Source organism: Achromobacter sp. NCFB-sbj8-Ac1-l, from assembly GCF_052695805.1.
This window is the reverse complement of sequence record NZ_CP199812.1, coordinates 5,902,490-5,917,252: the sequence shown is the minus strand read 5'-3', so window position 1 is coordinate 5,917,252 and position 14,763 is coordinate 5,902,490. Positions and strand designations below refer to the sequence as shown.

The 14,763-nt window shown below is 68.0% G+C and carries 15 protein-coding genes; 8 read left to right on the top strand and 7 right to left on the bottom strand.

The annotated features are described in order from the left end of the window. Positions 1-132: 132 nt before the first annotated feature. From hemA to ACUDP5_RS27125, 5 genes are all read left to right on the top strand, one after another. The gene (hemA, locus tag ACUDP5_RS27145; RefSeq protein WP_263915177.1) at positions 133-1,407 is read left to right on the top strand and encodes a glutamyl-tRNA reductase; all 1,275 of its coding nucleotides are present in this window, start codon (positions 133-135) and stop codon (positions 1,405-1,407) included. Positions 1,408-1,493: 86 nt separating this feature from the next. Continuing rightward, entirely contained in the window at positions 1,494-2,576 is a 1,083-nt protein-coding gene (gene prfA, locus ACUDP5_RS27140) for a peptide chain release factor 1 (protein ID WP_263915178.1), read from the top strand. Positions 2,577-2,589: 13 nt separating this feature from the next. Next, positions 2,590-3,417, top strand: coding sequence for a peptide chain release factor N(5)-glutamine methyltransferase (gene prmC, locus ACUDP5_RS27135; protein WP_263915179.1), 828 nt, complete (start codon positions 2,590-2,592; stop codon positions 3,415-3,417). 148 nt (positions 3,418-3,565) lie between these two features. Beyond that, positions 3,566-3,892, top strand: a complete 327-nt coding sequence (grxD, locus tag ACUDP5_RS27130) for a Grx4 family monothiol glutaredoxin (protein WP_006391696.1) — start codon at positions 3,566-3,568, stop codon at positions 3,890-3,892. 4 nt (positions 3,893-3,896) lie between these two features. Continuing rightward, on the top strand, positions 3,897-4,460 hold the full coding sequence (locus ACUDP5_RS27125) for a UbiX family flavin prenyltransferase (protein WP_025138455.1): 564 nt from the start codon (positions 3,897-3,899) through the stop codon (positions 4,458-4,460). Positions 4,461-4,591: 131 nt separating this feature from the next. Here ACUDP5_RS27125 and ACUDP5_RS27120 read toward each other — a convergent pair whose 3' ends face one another. Further along, the gene (locus ACUDP5_RS27120) at positions 4,592-5,665 is read right to left on the bottom strand and encodes a DUF6817 domain-containing protein (RefSeq protein WP_263915180.1); all 1,074 of its coding nucleotides are present in this window, start codon (positions 5,663-5,665) and stop codon (positions 4,592-4,594) included. Positions 5,666-5,847: 182 nt separating this feature from the next. On the opposite strand from ACUDP5_RS27120, the gene ACUDP5_RS27115 reads away from it, so the two are divergent. Continuing rightward, on the top strand, positions 5,848-6,645 hold the full coding sequence (locus tag ACUDP5_RS27115) for a MetQ/NlpA family ABC transporter substrate-binding protein (RefSeq protein WP_445657710.1): 798 nt from the start codon (positions 5,848-5,850) through the stop codon (positions 6,643-6,645). 11 nt (positions 6,646-6,656) lie between these two features. Then, the gene (locus ACUDP5_RS27110; protein WP_445657709.1) at positions 6,657-7,196 is read left to right on the top strand and encodes a 1,2-dihydroxy-3-keto-5-methylthiopentene dioxygenase; all 540 of its coding nucleotides are present in this window, start codon (positions 6,657-6,659) and stop codon (positions 7,194-7,196) included. 69 nt (positions 7,197-7,265) lie between these two features. On the opposite strand, the gene ACUDP5_RS27105 is transcribed toward ACUDP5_RS27110, so the two are convergent. The 4 genes from ACUDP5_RS27105 to ACUDP5_RS27090 are packed head-to-tail and all read right to left on the bottom strand — an operon-like array spanning position 7,266 to position 11,365. Beyond that, positions 7,266-8,078: an SDR family NAD(P)-dependent oxidoreductase gene (locus ACUDP5_RS27105; protein ID WP_263915183.1), complete on the bottom strand. Its 813-nt coding sequence runs from the start codon at positions 8,076-8,078 to the stop codon at positions 7,266-7,268. Beyond that, positions 8,075-8,863 (bottom strand): citryl-CoA lyase, encoded by a 789-nt coding sequence (locus tag ACUDP5_RS27100; RefSeq protein ID WP_445657708.1) that lies wholly within the window; start codon positions 8,861-8,863, stop codon positions 8,075-8,077. The genes ACUDP5_RS27105 and ACUDP5_RS27100 overlap by 4 nt, the downstream gene beginning before the upstream one ends. After that, positions 8,860-10,365, bottom strand: coding sequence for a class I adenylate-forming enzyme family protein (locus ACUDP5_RS27095; protein WP_445657707.1), 1,506 nt, complete (start codon positions 10,363-10,365; stop codon positions 8,860-8,862). Before ACUDP5_RS27095 ends, ACUDP5_RS27100 begins: the two co-directional genes overlap by 4 nt. A 10-nt stretch (positions 10,366-10,375) precedes the next feature. Beyond that, complete coding sequence (locus ACUDP5_RS27090) at positions 10,376-11,365, bottom strand: Bug family tripartite tricarboxylate transporter substrate binding protein (protein ID WP_445657706.1); 990 nt, start codon at positions 11,363-11,365, stop codon at positions 10,376-10,378. A gap of 102 nt (positions 11,366-11,467) precedes the next feature. Between ACUDP5_RS27090 and ACUDP5_RS27085 the strand changes: the two genes are divergently transcribed. Further along, complete coding sequence (locus ACUDP5_RS27085) at positions 11,468-12,262, top strand: IclR family transcriptional regulator (RefSeq protein ID WP_445657705.1); 795 nt, start codon at positions 11,468-11,470, stop codon at positions 12,260-12,262. Positions 12,263-12,325: 63 nt separating this feature from the next. Here the strand turns inward: ACUDP5_RS27085 and ACUDP5_RS27080 are convergent, their stop codons facing one another. After that, positions 12,326-12,871: a DUF934 domain-containing protein gene (locus ACUDP5_RS27080; RefSeq protein WP_263915188.1), complete on the bottom strand. Its 546-nt coding sequence runs from the start codon at positions 12,869-12,871 to the stop codon at positions 12,326-12,328. Beyond that, on the bottom strand, positions 12,864-14,600 hold the full coding sequence (locus ACUDP5_RS27075) for a nitrite/sulfite reductase (RefSeq protein ID WP_445657704.1): 1,737 nt from the start codon (positions 14,598-14,600) through the stop codon (positions 12,864-12,866). The genes ACUDP5_RS27080 and ACUDP5_RS27075 overlap by 8 nt, the downstream gene beginning before the upstream one ends. Positions 14,601-14,763 lie beyond the last annotated feature (163 nt).

Sequence of the window (14,763 nt, the reverse complement as noted above, 5' to 3'; positions counted from 1 at the left end):
GCGGCCGGGGCGCCGGTTGGTCTGGGGATAACCCGCAGGGGTATAATCATTAGCGGTCTGCTGTTACATGCGTGCTGTACCGCATGACCCGCAGGGACCACCGCTCTTATTACTTACGGCCTCGTCCTTTACATGTCGGTAGCTGTTCTAGCCTTCGGTCTGAATCACACGTCCGCGCCGGTTTCGGTTCGCGAACGCGTGTCCATGCCCGTTGATCTGGTCAAGCCGGCGCTCGAAGGCCTGCGTTCTGCGTTTGGCGGATCGGTGCGCGAAGCGGCCATCCTGTCGACTTGCAACCGCACCGAAATCTATTGCGCTGCCGACGGCCACGTGGCCGACCAGTTGCCTGCGTGGCTGGCCGAGCACAACCGCCTGGACGCCGGCACGCTGCGCCCCCATCTGTATCGCCACCATCAAGACGACGCCGTGCGTCACGCCTTCCGCGTGGCCAGCGGGCTCGATTCCATGGTGCTGGGTGAAACCCAGATCGTCGGGCAGATGAAAGACGCCGTGCGCGCGGCCGGCGAGGCCGGTGCGCTGGGCACGTTGCTGCACCAGATGTTCCAGCGCACCTTCTCGGTCGCCAAGGAAGTGCGGTCGCAGACCGCCATCGGCGCGCAGTCGGTGTCCATGGCCGCCGCCGCGGTGCGCCTGGCCGAACGCGTGTTCGGCAACCTGGACCAGGCCCGCACGCTGTTCATCGGCGCGGGCGAAATGATCGAACTGTGCGCCACGCACTTTGCCGCGCAACGTCCGCGCAGCATGGTGGTAGCCAACCGCACGGCCGAACGCGCCGAGTTGCTGGCCAACCGCTTTTCGGCCAGCACCATGAAGCTGTCGGACCTGACCGACCGGCTGTCCGAATTCGACGTGATCGTCTCCTGTACGGCAAGCTCCCTGCCCATCCTCGGGCTGGGGATGGTGGAACGGGCTACGCGCCTGCGCCGCCACCGCCCGATGGTCATGATCGACCTGGCCGTGCCGCGCGACATCGAACCCGAAGTCGGCCGCCTGGACGACGTCTACCTGTATTCCGTCGATGACCTGGGCCGCCTGGTGCAGACCGGCACCGATGCGCGCCGCGCCGCGGTGGTGCAGGCCGAGGCCATCATCGAAACCCGCGTCCAGGGCTTCATGCACTGGATGCAATCGCGTGAAGTGGTGCCCGTCATTCGCGACCTGCACCAGGCCGCCGAAGACGTGCAGGCCGCCGAACTCGAACGCGCCCGGCGCCTCCTGGCGCGCGGCGAATCGCCCGAGGCCGTGCTCGAACAGCTGGCCCATGGCCTGACCCAGAAGTATCTGCACGGCCCGCTGGCGGCGCTGAACCGCAGCGAAGGCGACGACCGCAAGCAACTGCTTGCCTGGATGCCGCGCCTTTTCCCCGGCCGCGACTCGCGCCGTTAGCGGCGCTGTCCCACGCCCCGCCTCCTGGCGGGCGTTCGTCTTGTGGGCGCCCGCTATCGTCGTTTTTCCTTTGCAGAATTCCCATCATGAAATCTTCCATGCGCAGCCGGCTGGAGCACCTGTGCCACCGCCTCATCGAGGTGGACGCGTTGCTCGCTGAACCGGAAACCGCGTCCGACATGGATCGCTTTCGCAAGCTGTCGCGCGAACGCGCCGAGCTTGAGCCCGTGGTCGAGGCCTTCACGGCCTTCGTGCGCGGCGAGGAAGACCTGGCGGCCGCCCAGGAAATGCTGTCGGACCCCGAGCTGAAGTCGATGGCCGAGGACGAGATCAAGACCGGCCGGGTCAAGCTGGAATCGCTGGAGGCGGCGTTGCAGCTGTTGCTGCTGCCGCGCGACCCCAACGATGGCCGCAGCGTGTTCCTGGAAATCCGCGCGGGCACGGGCGGCGACGAAAGCGCGCTGTTCTCGGGCGATCTGCTGCGCATGTACACGCGCTATGCGGAACAACGCGGCTGGAAGGTCGAGCTGATGTCCGAAAGCGCGTCGGAACTGGGCGGCTACAAGGAAGTGATCGCGCGCATCAATGGCGACGGCGCCTATGGCCGCCTGAAGTTCGAATCGGGCGCGCACCGGGTGCAGCGCGTGCCCGCGACCGAGGCGCAGGGCCGCATCCATACGTCGGCCTGCACGGTGGCGATCATGGCGGAAGCCGACGAGGCGTCGGAAATCGTCATCAACGCCAGCGACCTGCGCATCGACACGTTCCGCGCGAGCGGCGCGGGCGGGCAGCACATCAACAAGACCGATTCGGCCGTGCGCATCACGCACTTGCCGACCGGCCTGGTGGTGGAATGCCAGGACGACCGCTCCCAGCACCGCAACAAGGACAAGGCCATGCAGGTGCTGGCCGCGCGCCTGAAAGACAAAGAAACCCGCGAGCGCCAGAGCAAGGAAGCCGCCGAGCGCAAGAGCCTGATCGGCTCGGGCGACCGGTCCGAGCGCATTCGTACCTACAACTTCCCGCAGGGCCGCGTGACGGACCACCGCATCAACCTGACGCTGTACAAGCTGCAGCAGATCATGGAAGGCGACCTCGAAGAACTGACCGGCGCGCTGATCGCCGAGCACCAGGCCGAGCAGCTGGCGGCGCTGGGTGACGACCTCTGACGCATCGCGCCCCATGACCGCCCAGATCAAGAGCCTGCTGCAGGATGCGCGCCTGCCGCGCCTGGAAGTGCGCATGCTGCTGGAACACGTGCTGGCCAAGCCGCGCGCCTGGCTGCTGGCGCATGACACCGATCCGCTCGAACCCGCCACGGCCGCGGCCTACGAGGCCCTGGTGCAGCGGCGCCTGGCGGGCGAGCCGATGGCGTATCTGGTGGGCCAGCGTGAGTTCATGGGGCATATGTTTCGGGTGACGCCCGACGTGCTGATTCCGCGTCCCGACACCGAGGTGTTGGTGGAAACCGCGCTGGAATGCGTGGCCGGGCAGGCCGCGCCCGCGGTGCTGGACCTGGGCACGGGCAGCGGCGCCATCGCGATCTCGATCGCGCTGGCCCGGCGCGATGCCCGCGTGATGGCCAGCGACGTCAGCGCCAAGGCATTGGCGGTGGCGGCGGCCAATGCCTGGGACCTGACGGCGTCGCTGCGTTTCGTGGAAGGCAGCTGGTACGACGCGGTGCCGGCGGGCGAGGGGTTCGACCTGATCGTGTCGAATCCGCCTTACGTGGCCAGCGACGATCCGCACCTGGCGCAGGGCGACGTGCGCTTCGAGCCGCGCGGGGCGCTGACGGATGGTGCTGACGGCCTGGAAGACCTGCGCCGCATCGTGGCGGGCGCCCCTCGCCACCTGAAGGCGGGCGGGGCGCTCTGGATGGAACACGGCTGGGACCAGGCCGAGGCCGTGCGCACGCTGCTGGCCGACGCAGGCTTTGCCGACGTGCACAGCCGCCAGGACCTGGCCGGCATCGAACGCATTTCCGGCGGCCGCTGGCCGGGGCGCCGCTAACGCAAGCCCGAGTGCCAACGGGGCGTTGGCAGCCCGATTTGTAACCGCCTCCCGTCGCATTTCCCGGCCCCGCCCCGGGGAATCCGGGCGGTTTTCCCGCCTGTACCTATAATTGGCGTATTCCGTTATGCCTGTCCAAGAGACCACCATGAGCGACGTTCAAGAATTCATCCGCGAAACCGTGACCCAGCACCCCGTCGTGCTGTTCATGAAGGGCACCGCCCAGTTCCCGCAATGCGGCTTTTCCGGCAAGGCCATCCAGATCCTCAAGGGCTGTGGCGTGAAGAAGCTGGTGACCGTGAATGTGCTGGAGGACGACGAAGTCCGCCAGGGCATCAAGGAATTCTCCAACTGGCCCACGATTCCGCAGCTGTACGTGGCGGGCGAATTCATCGGCGGCTCGGACATCATGAACGAGATGAACGAGTCCGGCGAACTGAAGACCCTGCTGGAGCAATCCGGCGCCACGGCCTGATCCCGTGCGGCGTCTGGTGATCGGCATCACGGGGGCCACGGGGTCCTTGTACGCGGTGCGCATGCTGCAGGCGCTGCGCGGCGTGGACGATGTCGAGACTCACCTGGTGGTATCGGCCTCGGGCGTGCTGAACATCAAGCACGAGCTCGATGTGAGCCGCCATGATGTCTACGCGCTGGCCGACCACGTGCACAGCGTGCGCGACGTGGGCGCCACGCTGGCCAGCGGGGCGTTCCAGACGGCGGGCATGGTCATCGTGCCGTGTTCGATGCGTACGCTGGCGGCGGTGGCGCATGGCCTGTCGGACAACCTCATCACCCGCGCGGCCGACGTGACGTTGAAAGAACGCCGGCGCCTGGTGATGATGGTGCGCGAAACGCCCTTCAACCTGGCGCACCTGCGCAACATGACGGCCGTGACCGAAATGGGCGGCATCGTGTTTCCGCCGTTGCCGGCGTTTTATCACCGGCCTGCCAGCATCGAGGAAATGGTGGACCACACCGTGGCCCGCGTGCTGGAACTGTTCGATATCCACGTGCCCGGCCCGCACTGGGAAGGCACGAAGTAAGCCTTCCGCCACGGGCCGTCGTGTTGACGCGGCCACGCGGACCCGACCGATCTGAATCCCACCCCGAGCGTTGGACGCGAGTCCAGCCGTCGGGGTGTTTTTCATGGCGCAGGCATGGCGGGCGGCCGCGCTTATTCCACCAGGCCCAGCCCGTTCAGGGCGGCCAGGTTCTCGGGCCAGCGGCGGGCGCGCGCATTCTGCAATTCGATGCGCGCCCAGGCCATCCAGCCGGCCCATTCGATGCGCTTGTCCCAGGCGGTGCCCCAGGCTTGCAGCGCGGCAAGGCCGGCTGCGGCGTGGCGCTCGGCCGCGTCGAAGTCGCCCGCCGTGAGCGCCAGCTGGGCCAGCAACAGGCGCGGCTCGCCCACCCACGGATTGTGTTCGACCGCGGCTTCCAGCATGTGGCGGGCGCTGTCCATTTCGGTCAGGGGCTGCATGCGCGTGATGACCTGCCAGTACAGGGCGCTGGCCGCGGCTTCGTCGCGCGGGGTGAGCGTGGCGCGGCAGTGATCGAAGGCCGGCGGTACGGGGATGCCGGTATCGGCCGGCAGCGTGGCCAGCGGCGCCAGCAGGTGCGACAGCATCGACAGGATGTTCGACGGCGGCTTGAGCGGGCCGGGCCAGAGCGAAGCGGCCCAATGCGTTTTCAGGTCGCGGCGCTGCTGCTGGGGATAGCCGGCGAAGATCTCGTCTTGCCAGCTGTGCCATTGCTCGCCGATGTCGGCGGCGGACACCACGATGAAGGCGGCGACCTGGCGCGGCGTGAAGGTGAAGACCTGACCGTCGGTGCCTTCGAGCGTCAGGCCTTCGGGGCCTGCCCCTTGGCCCTGCAGCACGGCCTGGACGAATTTGGTGCGCGGCATGGCGCAGAACAGGCTGACCCAGGCTTCGGCTTCGTCACCCAGCACGTCGCGCAGCGTGCTGCGTTCGCGCTCGCGATCGAATAGCGTCAGGTCGACGTATTCGTTGCCGTAGACACTGTGGAACAAGCCCAGCAGGCGGACTTCGCGTGGCTGGTTCCAGAGCGTGAGCGTGCGATACACGCCCAGGAGGTGGTGCTTGAACGTGCCGGCCTTGTGCCAGTCTTCGCCGGCGCTGCGGGCGAACAGCAGGTCGAGCAGGGCGGGCAGGTCGGCATCCACCGCGGCGTAGTGATCAGCCAGCAGGGCGCGCGCGTGCGGGTGGAGGTCGGTAGGGGTGGACATGGGCGTAGCGGGTGGGTGATGAAAGCCAGCCGCTATTGTGTCGCGCCGACGCGCGCTTGTCATGGCGGGGCGTCTTATATGCGTTTCCGCATATCAATATGAAAATTCATCGCTTCCGGTTTTGAAGCGCGGTCACTAGAATCCGGGGCTTCCTTTACCCGTTTGCCTCGTCGAGATTCGCCATGCGCCTACGCCACACCCTGGCCGCCTTTGCCACCCTTATCGGATTCGCCGCCGCCACGCCGGCCCTGGCGCAGGACGCCGAACTGAAGGTCGGCGTGACCGTCGGCCCGCACGCCCAGATCGGCGAAGCGGTGCAGCAGGTGGCCGCCAGGCAGGGCCTGAAGGTCAAGCTGGTGGAGTTCAGCGATTTCATCCAGCCCAACGCCGCGCTGGACGCCAAGGAGCTGGACCTGAACATCTACCAGCACAAGCCATTCCTGGAATCGCAGAACAAGGCGCGCGGCTACAAGCTGGTGCCGGTGGCCACCGCGGTGGTGCAGCAGATGGGCATCTATTCCAAGCGCGTGAAGTCGCTGGACGACCTGAAGCCGGGCGCCAAGGTGGCGATTCCCAATGACCCGACCAACGGCGCCCGCGCGCTGCTGGTGCTGCAGGCCGCCAAGCTGATCAAGCTGAAAGACGGCGTGACGGTGACGGCGTCGCTGTTCGATGTGGTCGAGAACCCCAAGAACCTGAAGTTCGTCGAGATCGAAGCGGCACAGCTGCCGCACTCGCTGGCGGACGTGGACGCCGCCGCCGTGAATTCGGCCTATGCGATTCCGGCCGGCCTGTCGCCCGCCAAGGACGCGTTGGCGCTTGAAAGCAAGGATGCGCCGTTCGCCGCCGTGGTGATCGCCGCCCGCGAAGACAACAAGAACGACCCGCGCATCGCACGCTTCATCAAGGCTTACCAGTCCGATGAAGTGAAGGCGTTCGTGGCCAAGCAGTTCCCGGGCGCCTACAGCACGTCCTGGTAAGCCCGCTGCCGATGTCGACGCTGACGATCTACCCACAGCACGATCCCGCCGCCGGCCGCCGCATCGATGATGCCGGCGAGATCCGGCGCGAGCTGGCCGCCATCGGCGTGACGTTCGAACGCTGGCAGGCGCGGGTGCCGCTCGCGGCGGGCGCGCCGCAGGCCGAGGTGCTGGCGGCGTATCGTCCCGAGATCGACCGGCTGGTGGCCGAGCGCGGCTACCGCAGCGTCGATGTGGTGAGTCTGGATCCGTCGCATCCCGATCGCGAGGCGCTGCGCCGCAAGTTCCTGGCCGAGCACACGCATGCCGACGACGAGGTGCGCTTCTTCGTGGCGGGCAGCGGTTTGTTCACCTTGCATGCGGCAGGCCGCGTGTATGCGGTGCTGTGCGAGAAAGACGACCTGATTTCGGTGCCGGCGGGTTTGCCGCACTGGTTCGACATGGGATCGGCGCCGGCCTTTACCTGTATCCGGCTGTTCAACGATCCGGCCGGGTGGGTGGCGCAGTTCACCGGCGACGCGATCGCCGCCCGCTTTCCCGCGCTGCCGTAGCGCAGGCAGCACGGCAGCGGCCGCAGGTTGCGGGCCACCCCCGTCAGCCCGGCCGTGGGGCCCGAGGTCCTACGCGTACTTGCCCGTCAGCCCGCCATCCACCAGCAATTCCGTGCCGGTGATGTAGGACGCTTCGTCCGACATCAGGAACGCCACCGCGTTCGCCACTTCCCAAGGCGTGCCCATGCGGCCCATCGGCACCTGCCGGTCGCGCGCGGCGCGGGCGGCTTGCAGGTCGTCGGCATCGAACATGCGCGCCACGTTCCTGGCCACCCGCGGGGTGTCGATCAAGCCCGGAATCACCGTGTTCACGCGGATGCCGTCGGCGGCGTACTGCTGCGCTGCCATGCGCGCGAAATGGATCACGGCGGCCTTGCTGACGCTGTAGGCCAGGTGCGGGTAGCCGGTGTAGCGGATGCCTGCCACGGACGAAACCGTCACGACGGACCCGCCGCCTTGTTGCCGCATCAACGGCGCCAGCAGGCGCATGGCGATGAGCAGGCTGGTGACGTTGACCTGCTGGATGCGGTTCCAGTCCTGCAGCGAGATGTCTTCGGGACCGCCCACCTGGCCGATGCCGGCATTGGCCTGCAAGGCGTCGATGCGGCCGTAGCGGCGCACCGCCGCATCCACCGCGGCCTGCATGGCGTCCGGGTCGGCCACGTCGGCCTGCACGGGCAGGGCGCTGCCGCCGGCCTGCTCGACCTCGTGCGCCGCGTCTTCAGCGGCGGCCAGGCTGGCGTCCAGCGCGACGATGGCGGCGCCCTGGCGCGCCAGCGTCACGCAGCTGGCCTTGCCGATGCTCCAGCCGGCAGCCGACGCGCCGGCGCCCGCCACCAGCACGATCTTGTCGGTCAGGCGGGCGCCGGGCAGGGGCGTCACGACGCGTCTCCGCTGTTCTGGTGTGATTTGCCTTTGCCGACGTACGGGATGGCGTGGTCGATGGTTTCCCAGATGTAGCGGCCGGACGGGCTTTGCTGTTCTTCGGCCACGTGGGACACCAGCCCGGCCGCGCGCGAGATGACGGCAAAGCCGCGCATCAGGGCCGTGGGCACGCCGATTTCGCTCAGCAGTGCGGCGACCGCGCCGGTGGCGTTGATGGTGATGTGCTTGCCGTAGGCCTCGTCCACGGCCGCCGCCAATTGGCGCAGGGCCTTGAGCGAATCGCCGGGCAGGTCGGGTTCGGCTTCGGCCAGCGCCAGCAGCTTGATCGAGCGCGGGTCGTCGGGTTTGTGCAGGTGGTGGCCGAAGCCGGGCAACGCCTGCCGGCTCTGCCGGAATTCACGCGCAATCGCCTGGGCCTCGGCCGCGCCGTCGGCGGCCTGGCGGATGCGGTCCAGCAGGCGCGAGCAGTTTTCCATGGTGCCGACGAACTGGCTGCCCACCGCCATCAGGCCGGACGCTACGGCGCCTTGCAGGTTTTCGGGGGCGCTCATGTAGATCAGCCGCGTGGCGATGGCGCTGGGCGTCATGCCGTGTTCCATCAGGGTGACCAGCACCGCGTCGACGATGCGCATGTCCACCGGCCGCGCTTCGCGCCCCAGGATCTGCATGATCATCACTTCGGTGAAGCTCTTCTTGCCGATCAGGTCTTCGACCAGGTCGACGTCGCGGTACGACATGCCGGTCAGGTGATGGGCGCACAGGCGGGTTTCGGGCGTGTTCATGGGGTCTCCTTCAGGGCCGCGTCGCGCACGGCGTTTTTCAGCACCTTGCCGACGGGCGAACGCGGCAGGCTGTCGTGGATATGGAACTGCTTGGGCGTGGCCACCGGGCCGAGCAGGCCGCGCACGTGGGCCTTGAGCGCGTCGGCATCGGCCGTCGCGCCGGGGTGGAATTGCACGGCGGCGTGGACGGCTTCGCCCCATTTGTCGTCGGGCAGGCCGAAGACCGAGCATTCGTACACCGCCGGGTGCGCCGACAGGGCATTCTCGACGTCCACCGGGTACACGTTGAAGCCGCCGGTGATGATGACGTCGCGCAGCCGGTCTTTCAGGAACAGGTAGCCGCGGGGGTCGATCAGGCCGGTGTCGCCGGTGTGCAGCCAGCCGTCGATGACGGTCTCGGCGGTCTTCTCGGGCAGGCGCCAGTAGCCGGACATGACCAGGTCGCCGCGCACCACCACTTCGCCGATCTCGCCGCGCGGCAACAGTGCGCCATCGGGCGCCATGATGGCCACGTCCGACAGCCAGGTGACGCGTCCGACCGAGGCGCGGTTCTCGGGAGCGTCCAGGTCGGCGGGGCGCAGCACGGTGACGATCTGCGGTGCTTCGGTCTGGCCGTAGGTGGTGCCCAGCACGGGGCCGAAGAACGCGCGTGCGCGTTCGATTTTCTCGGGCGGCATGGGCGCGCCGCCATAGATCAGGTTGCGCAGCCGGGGAAAGTCGGCGCGCGAGACGCCCGGCTGCGCCATGATCATGTAGATCAGGGTGGGCGGCATGAAGCTCAACGTGCCGCCGCGTTCGCGAAAGGCGGCGGTGATGGCGGCGGGCGTGGCGGCCTCCAGCAGCACGTGTGCGCCGCCGCTGGCCAGCACTGGCAGCAGGTAGGTGCCCGTGCCGTGCGTGACGGGGGCGGCGACAACATAGCGGTCGTCGGGCGTCAGCCCCCAGTTGGTGATCTGGTTGATGATGCCGGCGTTCCAGGCGTGATACGGCTGCATCACGCCCTTGGGCAGGCCGGTGGTGCCGCCGGTGAACTTGATGGCCTGGGTGGCCTCGCGCGGCAAGGCGTGGCGCAGCGGCTCGCGGCCGGCGGCGCCCGCCAGCAGGGCATCCACGGCCAGGCCGGCCGCGTCGGCCCCCAGGCTGATGCGCTGGCCCACGCCGGTGGGCACCAGCGCGTCGCCGGCCGCATCGACGATGACGATCGACGGCTCGGTAGCGTCCAGGATGCGCCCGATTTCGCGCGCGGTGCTGCGATAGTTCAGCGGCACCCAGATCTTGCCGCTGGCCAGCACCGCCAACAGCGCCAGGATATGGCGGCTGGAATTGCCGGCGCACAGGGCCACGCGGGTCTGCGGCGCCGGGTCCAGGTCTTGCAGGGCGGCCGCCAGCGCCCGCACGTCCGCGGCCAGCCGCGCATACGTCACCTGGCCTTCGGGCGCGTCCAGCGCCACGCGGTCCGGGTATTGCTCGGCGGCGCGGAAGAAGAAATCGATCGGGTACACCCTGTGCTCCTCAGTTGGCTTTGATGTCGGCGCTCTTGACCACGGCGCCCCATTTTTCGATTTCGCTGGCGATCATCCTGGCGAATGTCTCCTGCGTGTTGGGCGGTTGCGGCGCGTAGAAGCCGGATTGCTTGTAGGACGCCTGCAAGGCCGGATTGGCCAGCGCCTTGTTCATGGCCTGGTTCAGGCGGTCGACGACAGCCTGCGGCGTGCCTGCCGGCGCCATCAGGCCGAACCAGGATTCGACGTCGAAGCCGGGCAGGCCCGATTCGGCCAGCGTGGGCACGTCGGGTACGGCCGGCAGGCGCTCTGGCGAAGTGACGCCGATGGCGCGCAGCTTGCCGGCCTGCACGTGCGGCAGCGACGAGGGCAGGTTGTCGAACATGGAATCCACCTGGCCGCCGAGCAGGTCGGCCACGGCCGGGCCGCTGCCGCGATAGGGCACGTGCAGGATGTCGGTGCCGGTGCGCATCTTGAACAGCTCACACGACAGGTGGATGGACGAGCCGCTGCCCGACGAGGCGCAGGTCAGCTTGCCGGGGTTCTTCTTGGCGTAGGCAATGTATTCCTGCACGCTCTTGATCGGCACCTTGGGGTTGACGACCAGGATGTTCGGAATGGTCGCCAACAGGCCGATGGGCTTGAAGTCCTTGACGAAATCGTAGTTGAGCTGGGTGTAGAGCGAGCGGTTGATGGTGTTGGCGATGGACCCGACATACAGCGTGTAACCGTCGGGCGCGGCGCGCGAGACGATTTCGGCGCCGATGTTGCTGTTGGCGCCCGTCTTGTTTTCCACCACGATGGTCTGGCCGAGTTCTTCGGTCAGCGCCTTGGCCACCAGCCGCGCCACGATGTCGGTGGCGCCGCCGGCGGCATAGCCGACCACCAGCGTGACGGGGCGTTCGGGGTAGGGCTTGGCGGCAGAGGCGGCGCCGCCCAGCGTCAGGGCGCCGGCCAGAGCCGCCGCGGCGGCGGTGCGCCGCCTGGTGAATATCTTCATGGTTGTCTCCGTCCTGTTTGTCTAATATTTGGACAGATCTTTGCCTGCCCGACTTCATATTGGGCTTTGATTGGCGCGTCATCAACGCAAGGTGTCCAGAAAATGAACAAGACGGAGACAGAGGGCGACGGGCCGAGGGTGCTGCGGCGCGGGCTGCGGGTGTTGGGCGTGCTGCGTCAGGCAGGTGCGGTGGGCATGCACGTGACGGACATCGCGCGGGCGGCGGGCATGCAGCGGTCTACGGTGTATCGCTACCTGGATGTGCTGGCCGAAGAGGGCTACGCGCTGCGCGAGGCCGACGCGCCGCGTTGGCGCATGGCGGAACTGGGCGTGTTGATGGCCGGCGATCCGCACGCCCAGGCCGTGCGCAGCCTGCGGCCGGTGCTGCGGCAGATCAGCGATGTCAGCGGCGATTCGGCCTTTCTGATCTGCCGGGCGGGGGGCGACTCACTCTGCCTGCACCGCGAGGTGGGCAACTATCCGGTACAGGTGCTGGCCGTGACGGTGGGCCATCGGCAGCCGCTGGGCGTGGGCGCGGCCGGGCTGGCGCTGCTGGGGGCGTTGCCGGCGAGTGAAGCCGACGAAGTCATTCTGCAGAACGAACAGGCCTTGCGCGCTTATGGCGGCATGACGGTGACGCAGATGCGGCGCCTGGCCGAAAACACCCGCGACCGCGGCTGGGCGGTGGTGGGCAATGCCGCGGTGCCGGGTGTGCTGGGCGTGGGGGTGGCGCTGTGCGATGCCAACGGCTATCCGCGGCTGGCGGTCAGCGTGTCCAGCCTGATCAGCCGCATGCAGGCGCCGCGCCAGCGCAGCATTGCCGACCTGATCCGCGCGCAGCTGGCGCAAGACGAGATCAAGCGCCAGCGCTGGACCCTGCCGGGGGAGCAGGCCTGATGGCCGTCGGGAACCTGGGGGCACGGGCGACCCGGGCGTGCGACCCGGGTCGACGCGTGGGGATCAGACCTGGGCCGGCGCCGGGGCGCGGTAGGTCTTCTGGTAGTGCACCGTGAACGTCTTGAATGCATCCAGCGCCTTGCGCGGGTCGTGGCCCGGCTTGACCAGGAAGCTGTCGAAGCCGACGCGCGCCTGGTAGTGGATGGTGTCGATCATCACGTCGCCGACGGCGCGCAGTTCGCCCGTCCAGTGGTAGCGGGTGCGCAGCAATTGGGCCAGCGAGTAGCCGCGGCCATCGGTGTAGACGGGAAAGTCCACCGCGATGAAGGCGATGCCCGCAGGGTTGAGCGTGCCGTCGGCATCGAGCAGGTCGCGCAGGTCGGCGTCCGGTTCGAGCAGCACGGCCACGGGGTGCCGGTGGCGCCGCAGCGTGGCGTGCGAGGCCTTCCAGGTGGCCAGCGGCACGATCCAGCCGGGCTCGTCGCTGGGCACCTGGCCTTCGGCGGCCACTTCGGGTTCGGGCACGAAGGTACGCGCGGTGTCGGCCTGCAGCCGGCCATCGCGGATCAGGTGCGGGCCGGGCGCGTCATGGGCGTAGACCTCAGACATGAGCGGCCTCCTGTGCGGGCTTGGCAAACGCCGGGTCGGAATAGACGTCCTGCTTGAAGGGGTCGATGCCGACGCGGTCCACCACGTCGATGAAGCGTTCTTCTTCGCTGTCGCGCAGGCCCAGGTAGGTCTGGATCAGGCGGTCGACCACGCCGGGCACCTGGTCGCGGGCGAACGAGGGGCCGATGATGCGGCCGATGGCGGCGCCGCCGCCCTTGGTGGATTCAATGTCGGGCAACGGCTTGGCGGCGCCGTTCTGGCGTCCGCCGATGGTGACCTGATACCACTCTTCGCCGGCCTTATCGACGCCGAGGATGCCGATGTGGCCCACGTGGTGGTGGCCGCAAGAGTTGATGCAGCCGGAGATGTTCAGGTCCAGCTCGCCGATCTCGAACAGGTAGTCCAGGTTGTCGAACTGACGCTGGATGGCCTCGGCGACGGGAATCGACACGGCATTGGCCAGCGCGCAGAAATCCCCGCCCGGACAGGCGATGATGTTGGTCAGCAGGCCGACGTTGGCCGTGGCCAGGTTCAGCGCTTCCAGCTTGCCCCACAGTTCGTGCAGGCGCGAGCGGCGCACGTCGGCCAGGATCAGGTTCTGTTCATGCGACACGCGCAGTTCGCCGAAGCCGTACTCGTCGGCCAGGGCCGCCACCGCGTCCATCTGGTCGGCGGTGATGTCGCCCGGCGGCACGCCGGTGGCTTTCAGCGAGACGGTGACGGCGGCGTAGCCGGCGACCTTGTGGGGGTGCACGTTGGTGCGGACCCAGCGCGCGAAACGCTGGTCGGCCGCGGCCAGGGCGGCCGTGTTGTCGGGTTCGTCCGCGGCGCTGGCGTCGTACTGCGGCCAGACGAAGCGGGCGGCGATGGTGTCGACGAATTCCTGCGTGATGGTGTCCGGGCCGCCCTTGATGAGCTGCCACTGTTCATCCACCTGCTGGGCGTACACCTCGGGCGTCAGGTCCTTGACCAGGATCTTGATGCGCGCCTTGTACTTGTTGTCGCGGCGGCCGTGCAGGTTGTAGACCCGCAGCGCAGCCTGCATGTAGGTCAGGAGGTCCTGCCATTCGACGAAGGGGTTTATCAGCTTGCCGACGATGGGCGTGCGGCCCATGCCACCGCCCACCCAGACGCGAAAGCCCAGCTTGCCGTCGCGCTCGACGGCCTGCAGGCCGATGTCGTGCACGCCCACGGCGGCGCGGTCCTGCACGGCGCCGCTGACCGCGATCTTGAACTTGCGCGGCAGGAAGGCGAACTCGGGGTGCAGGGTGGACCACTGGCGGATGATCTCGCACCACACCAGCGGATCGATCAGCTCATCGGGCGCGACGCCCGCGAAATGGTCGGTGGTGGTGTTGCGGATGCAGTTGCCGCTGGTCTGGATGGCATGCATCTGCACCGTGGCCAGTTCGGCCAGGATGTCCGGCACGTCTTCCAGGCGGGGCCAGTTGAACTGGATGTTCTGGCGCGTGCTGAAGTGGCCGTAGCCGCGGTCCCATTTGCGCGCGATGTGCGCCAGGGTGCGCAGCTGGCGCGAGGCCAGGATGCCGTACGGAATCGCCACGCGCAGCATCGGCGCATGGCGCTGGATGTACAGGCCGTTCTGCAGGCGCAGGACGCGGAATTCATCTTCGGTGAGCTGGCCGTCGAGGAAGCGGCGCGTCTGGTCGGCGAACTGCGCCACGCGCTGCTCGACGAGCTGCTGGTCGACGGGGTCATACACGTACATGTCTACTGCCCTTGAAGTCTTCTCGGTCTGAGTCCCCAAGGCAAGGCCCGCCGCAGGCGGGCAATGGGGGGATTCATAACCGTAACAGGCAGCCTGAATGGTCGTCTAAGTCATTCTAGTAATAACGGTATGCCTGGCTGCGGGCCCCCGCGCCGCGCACGCC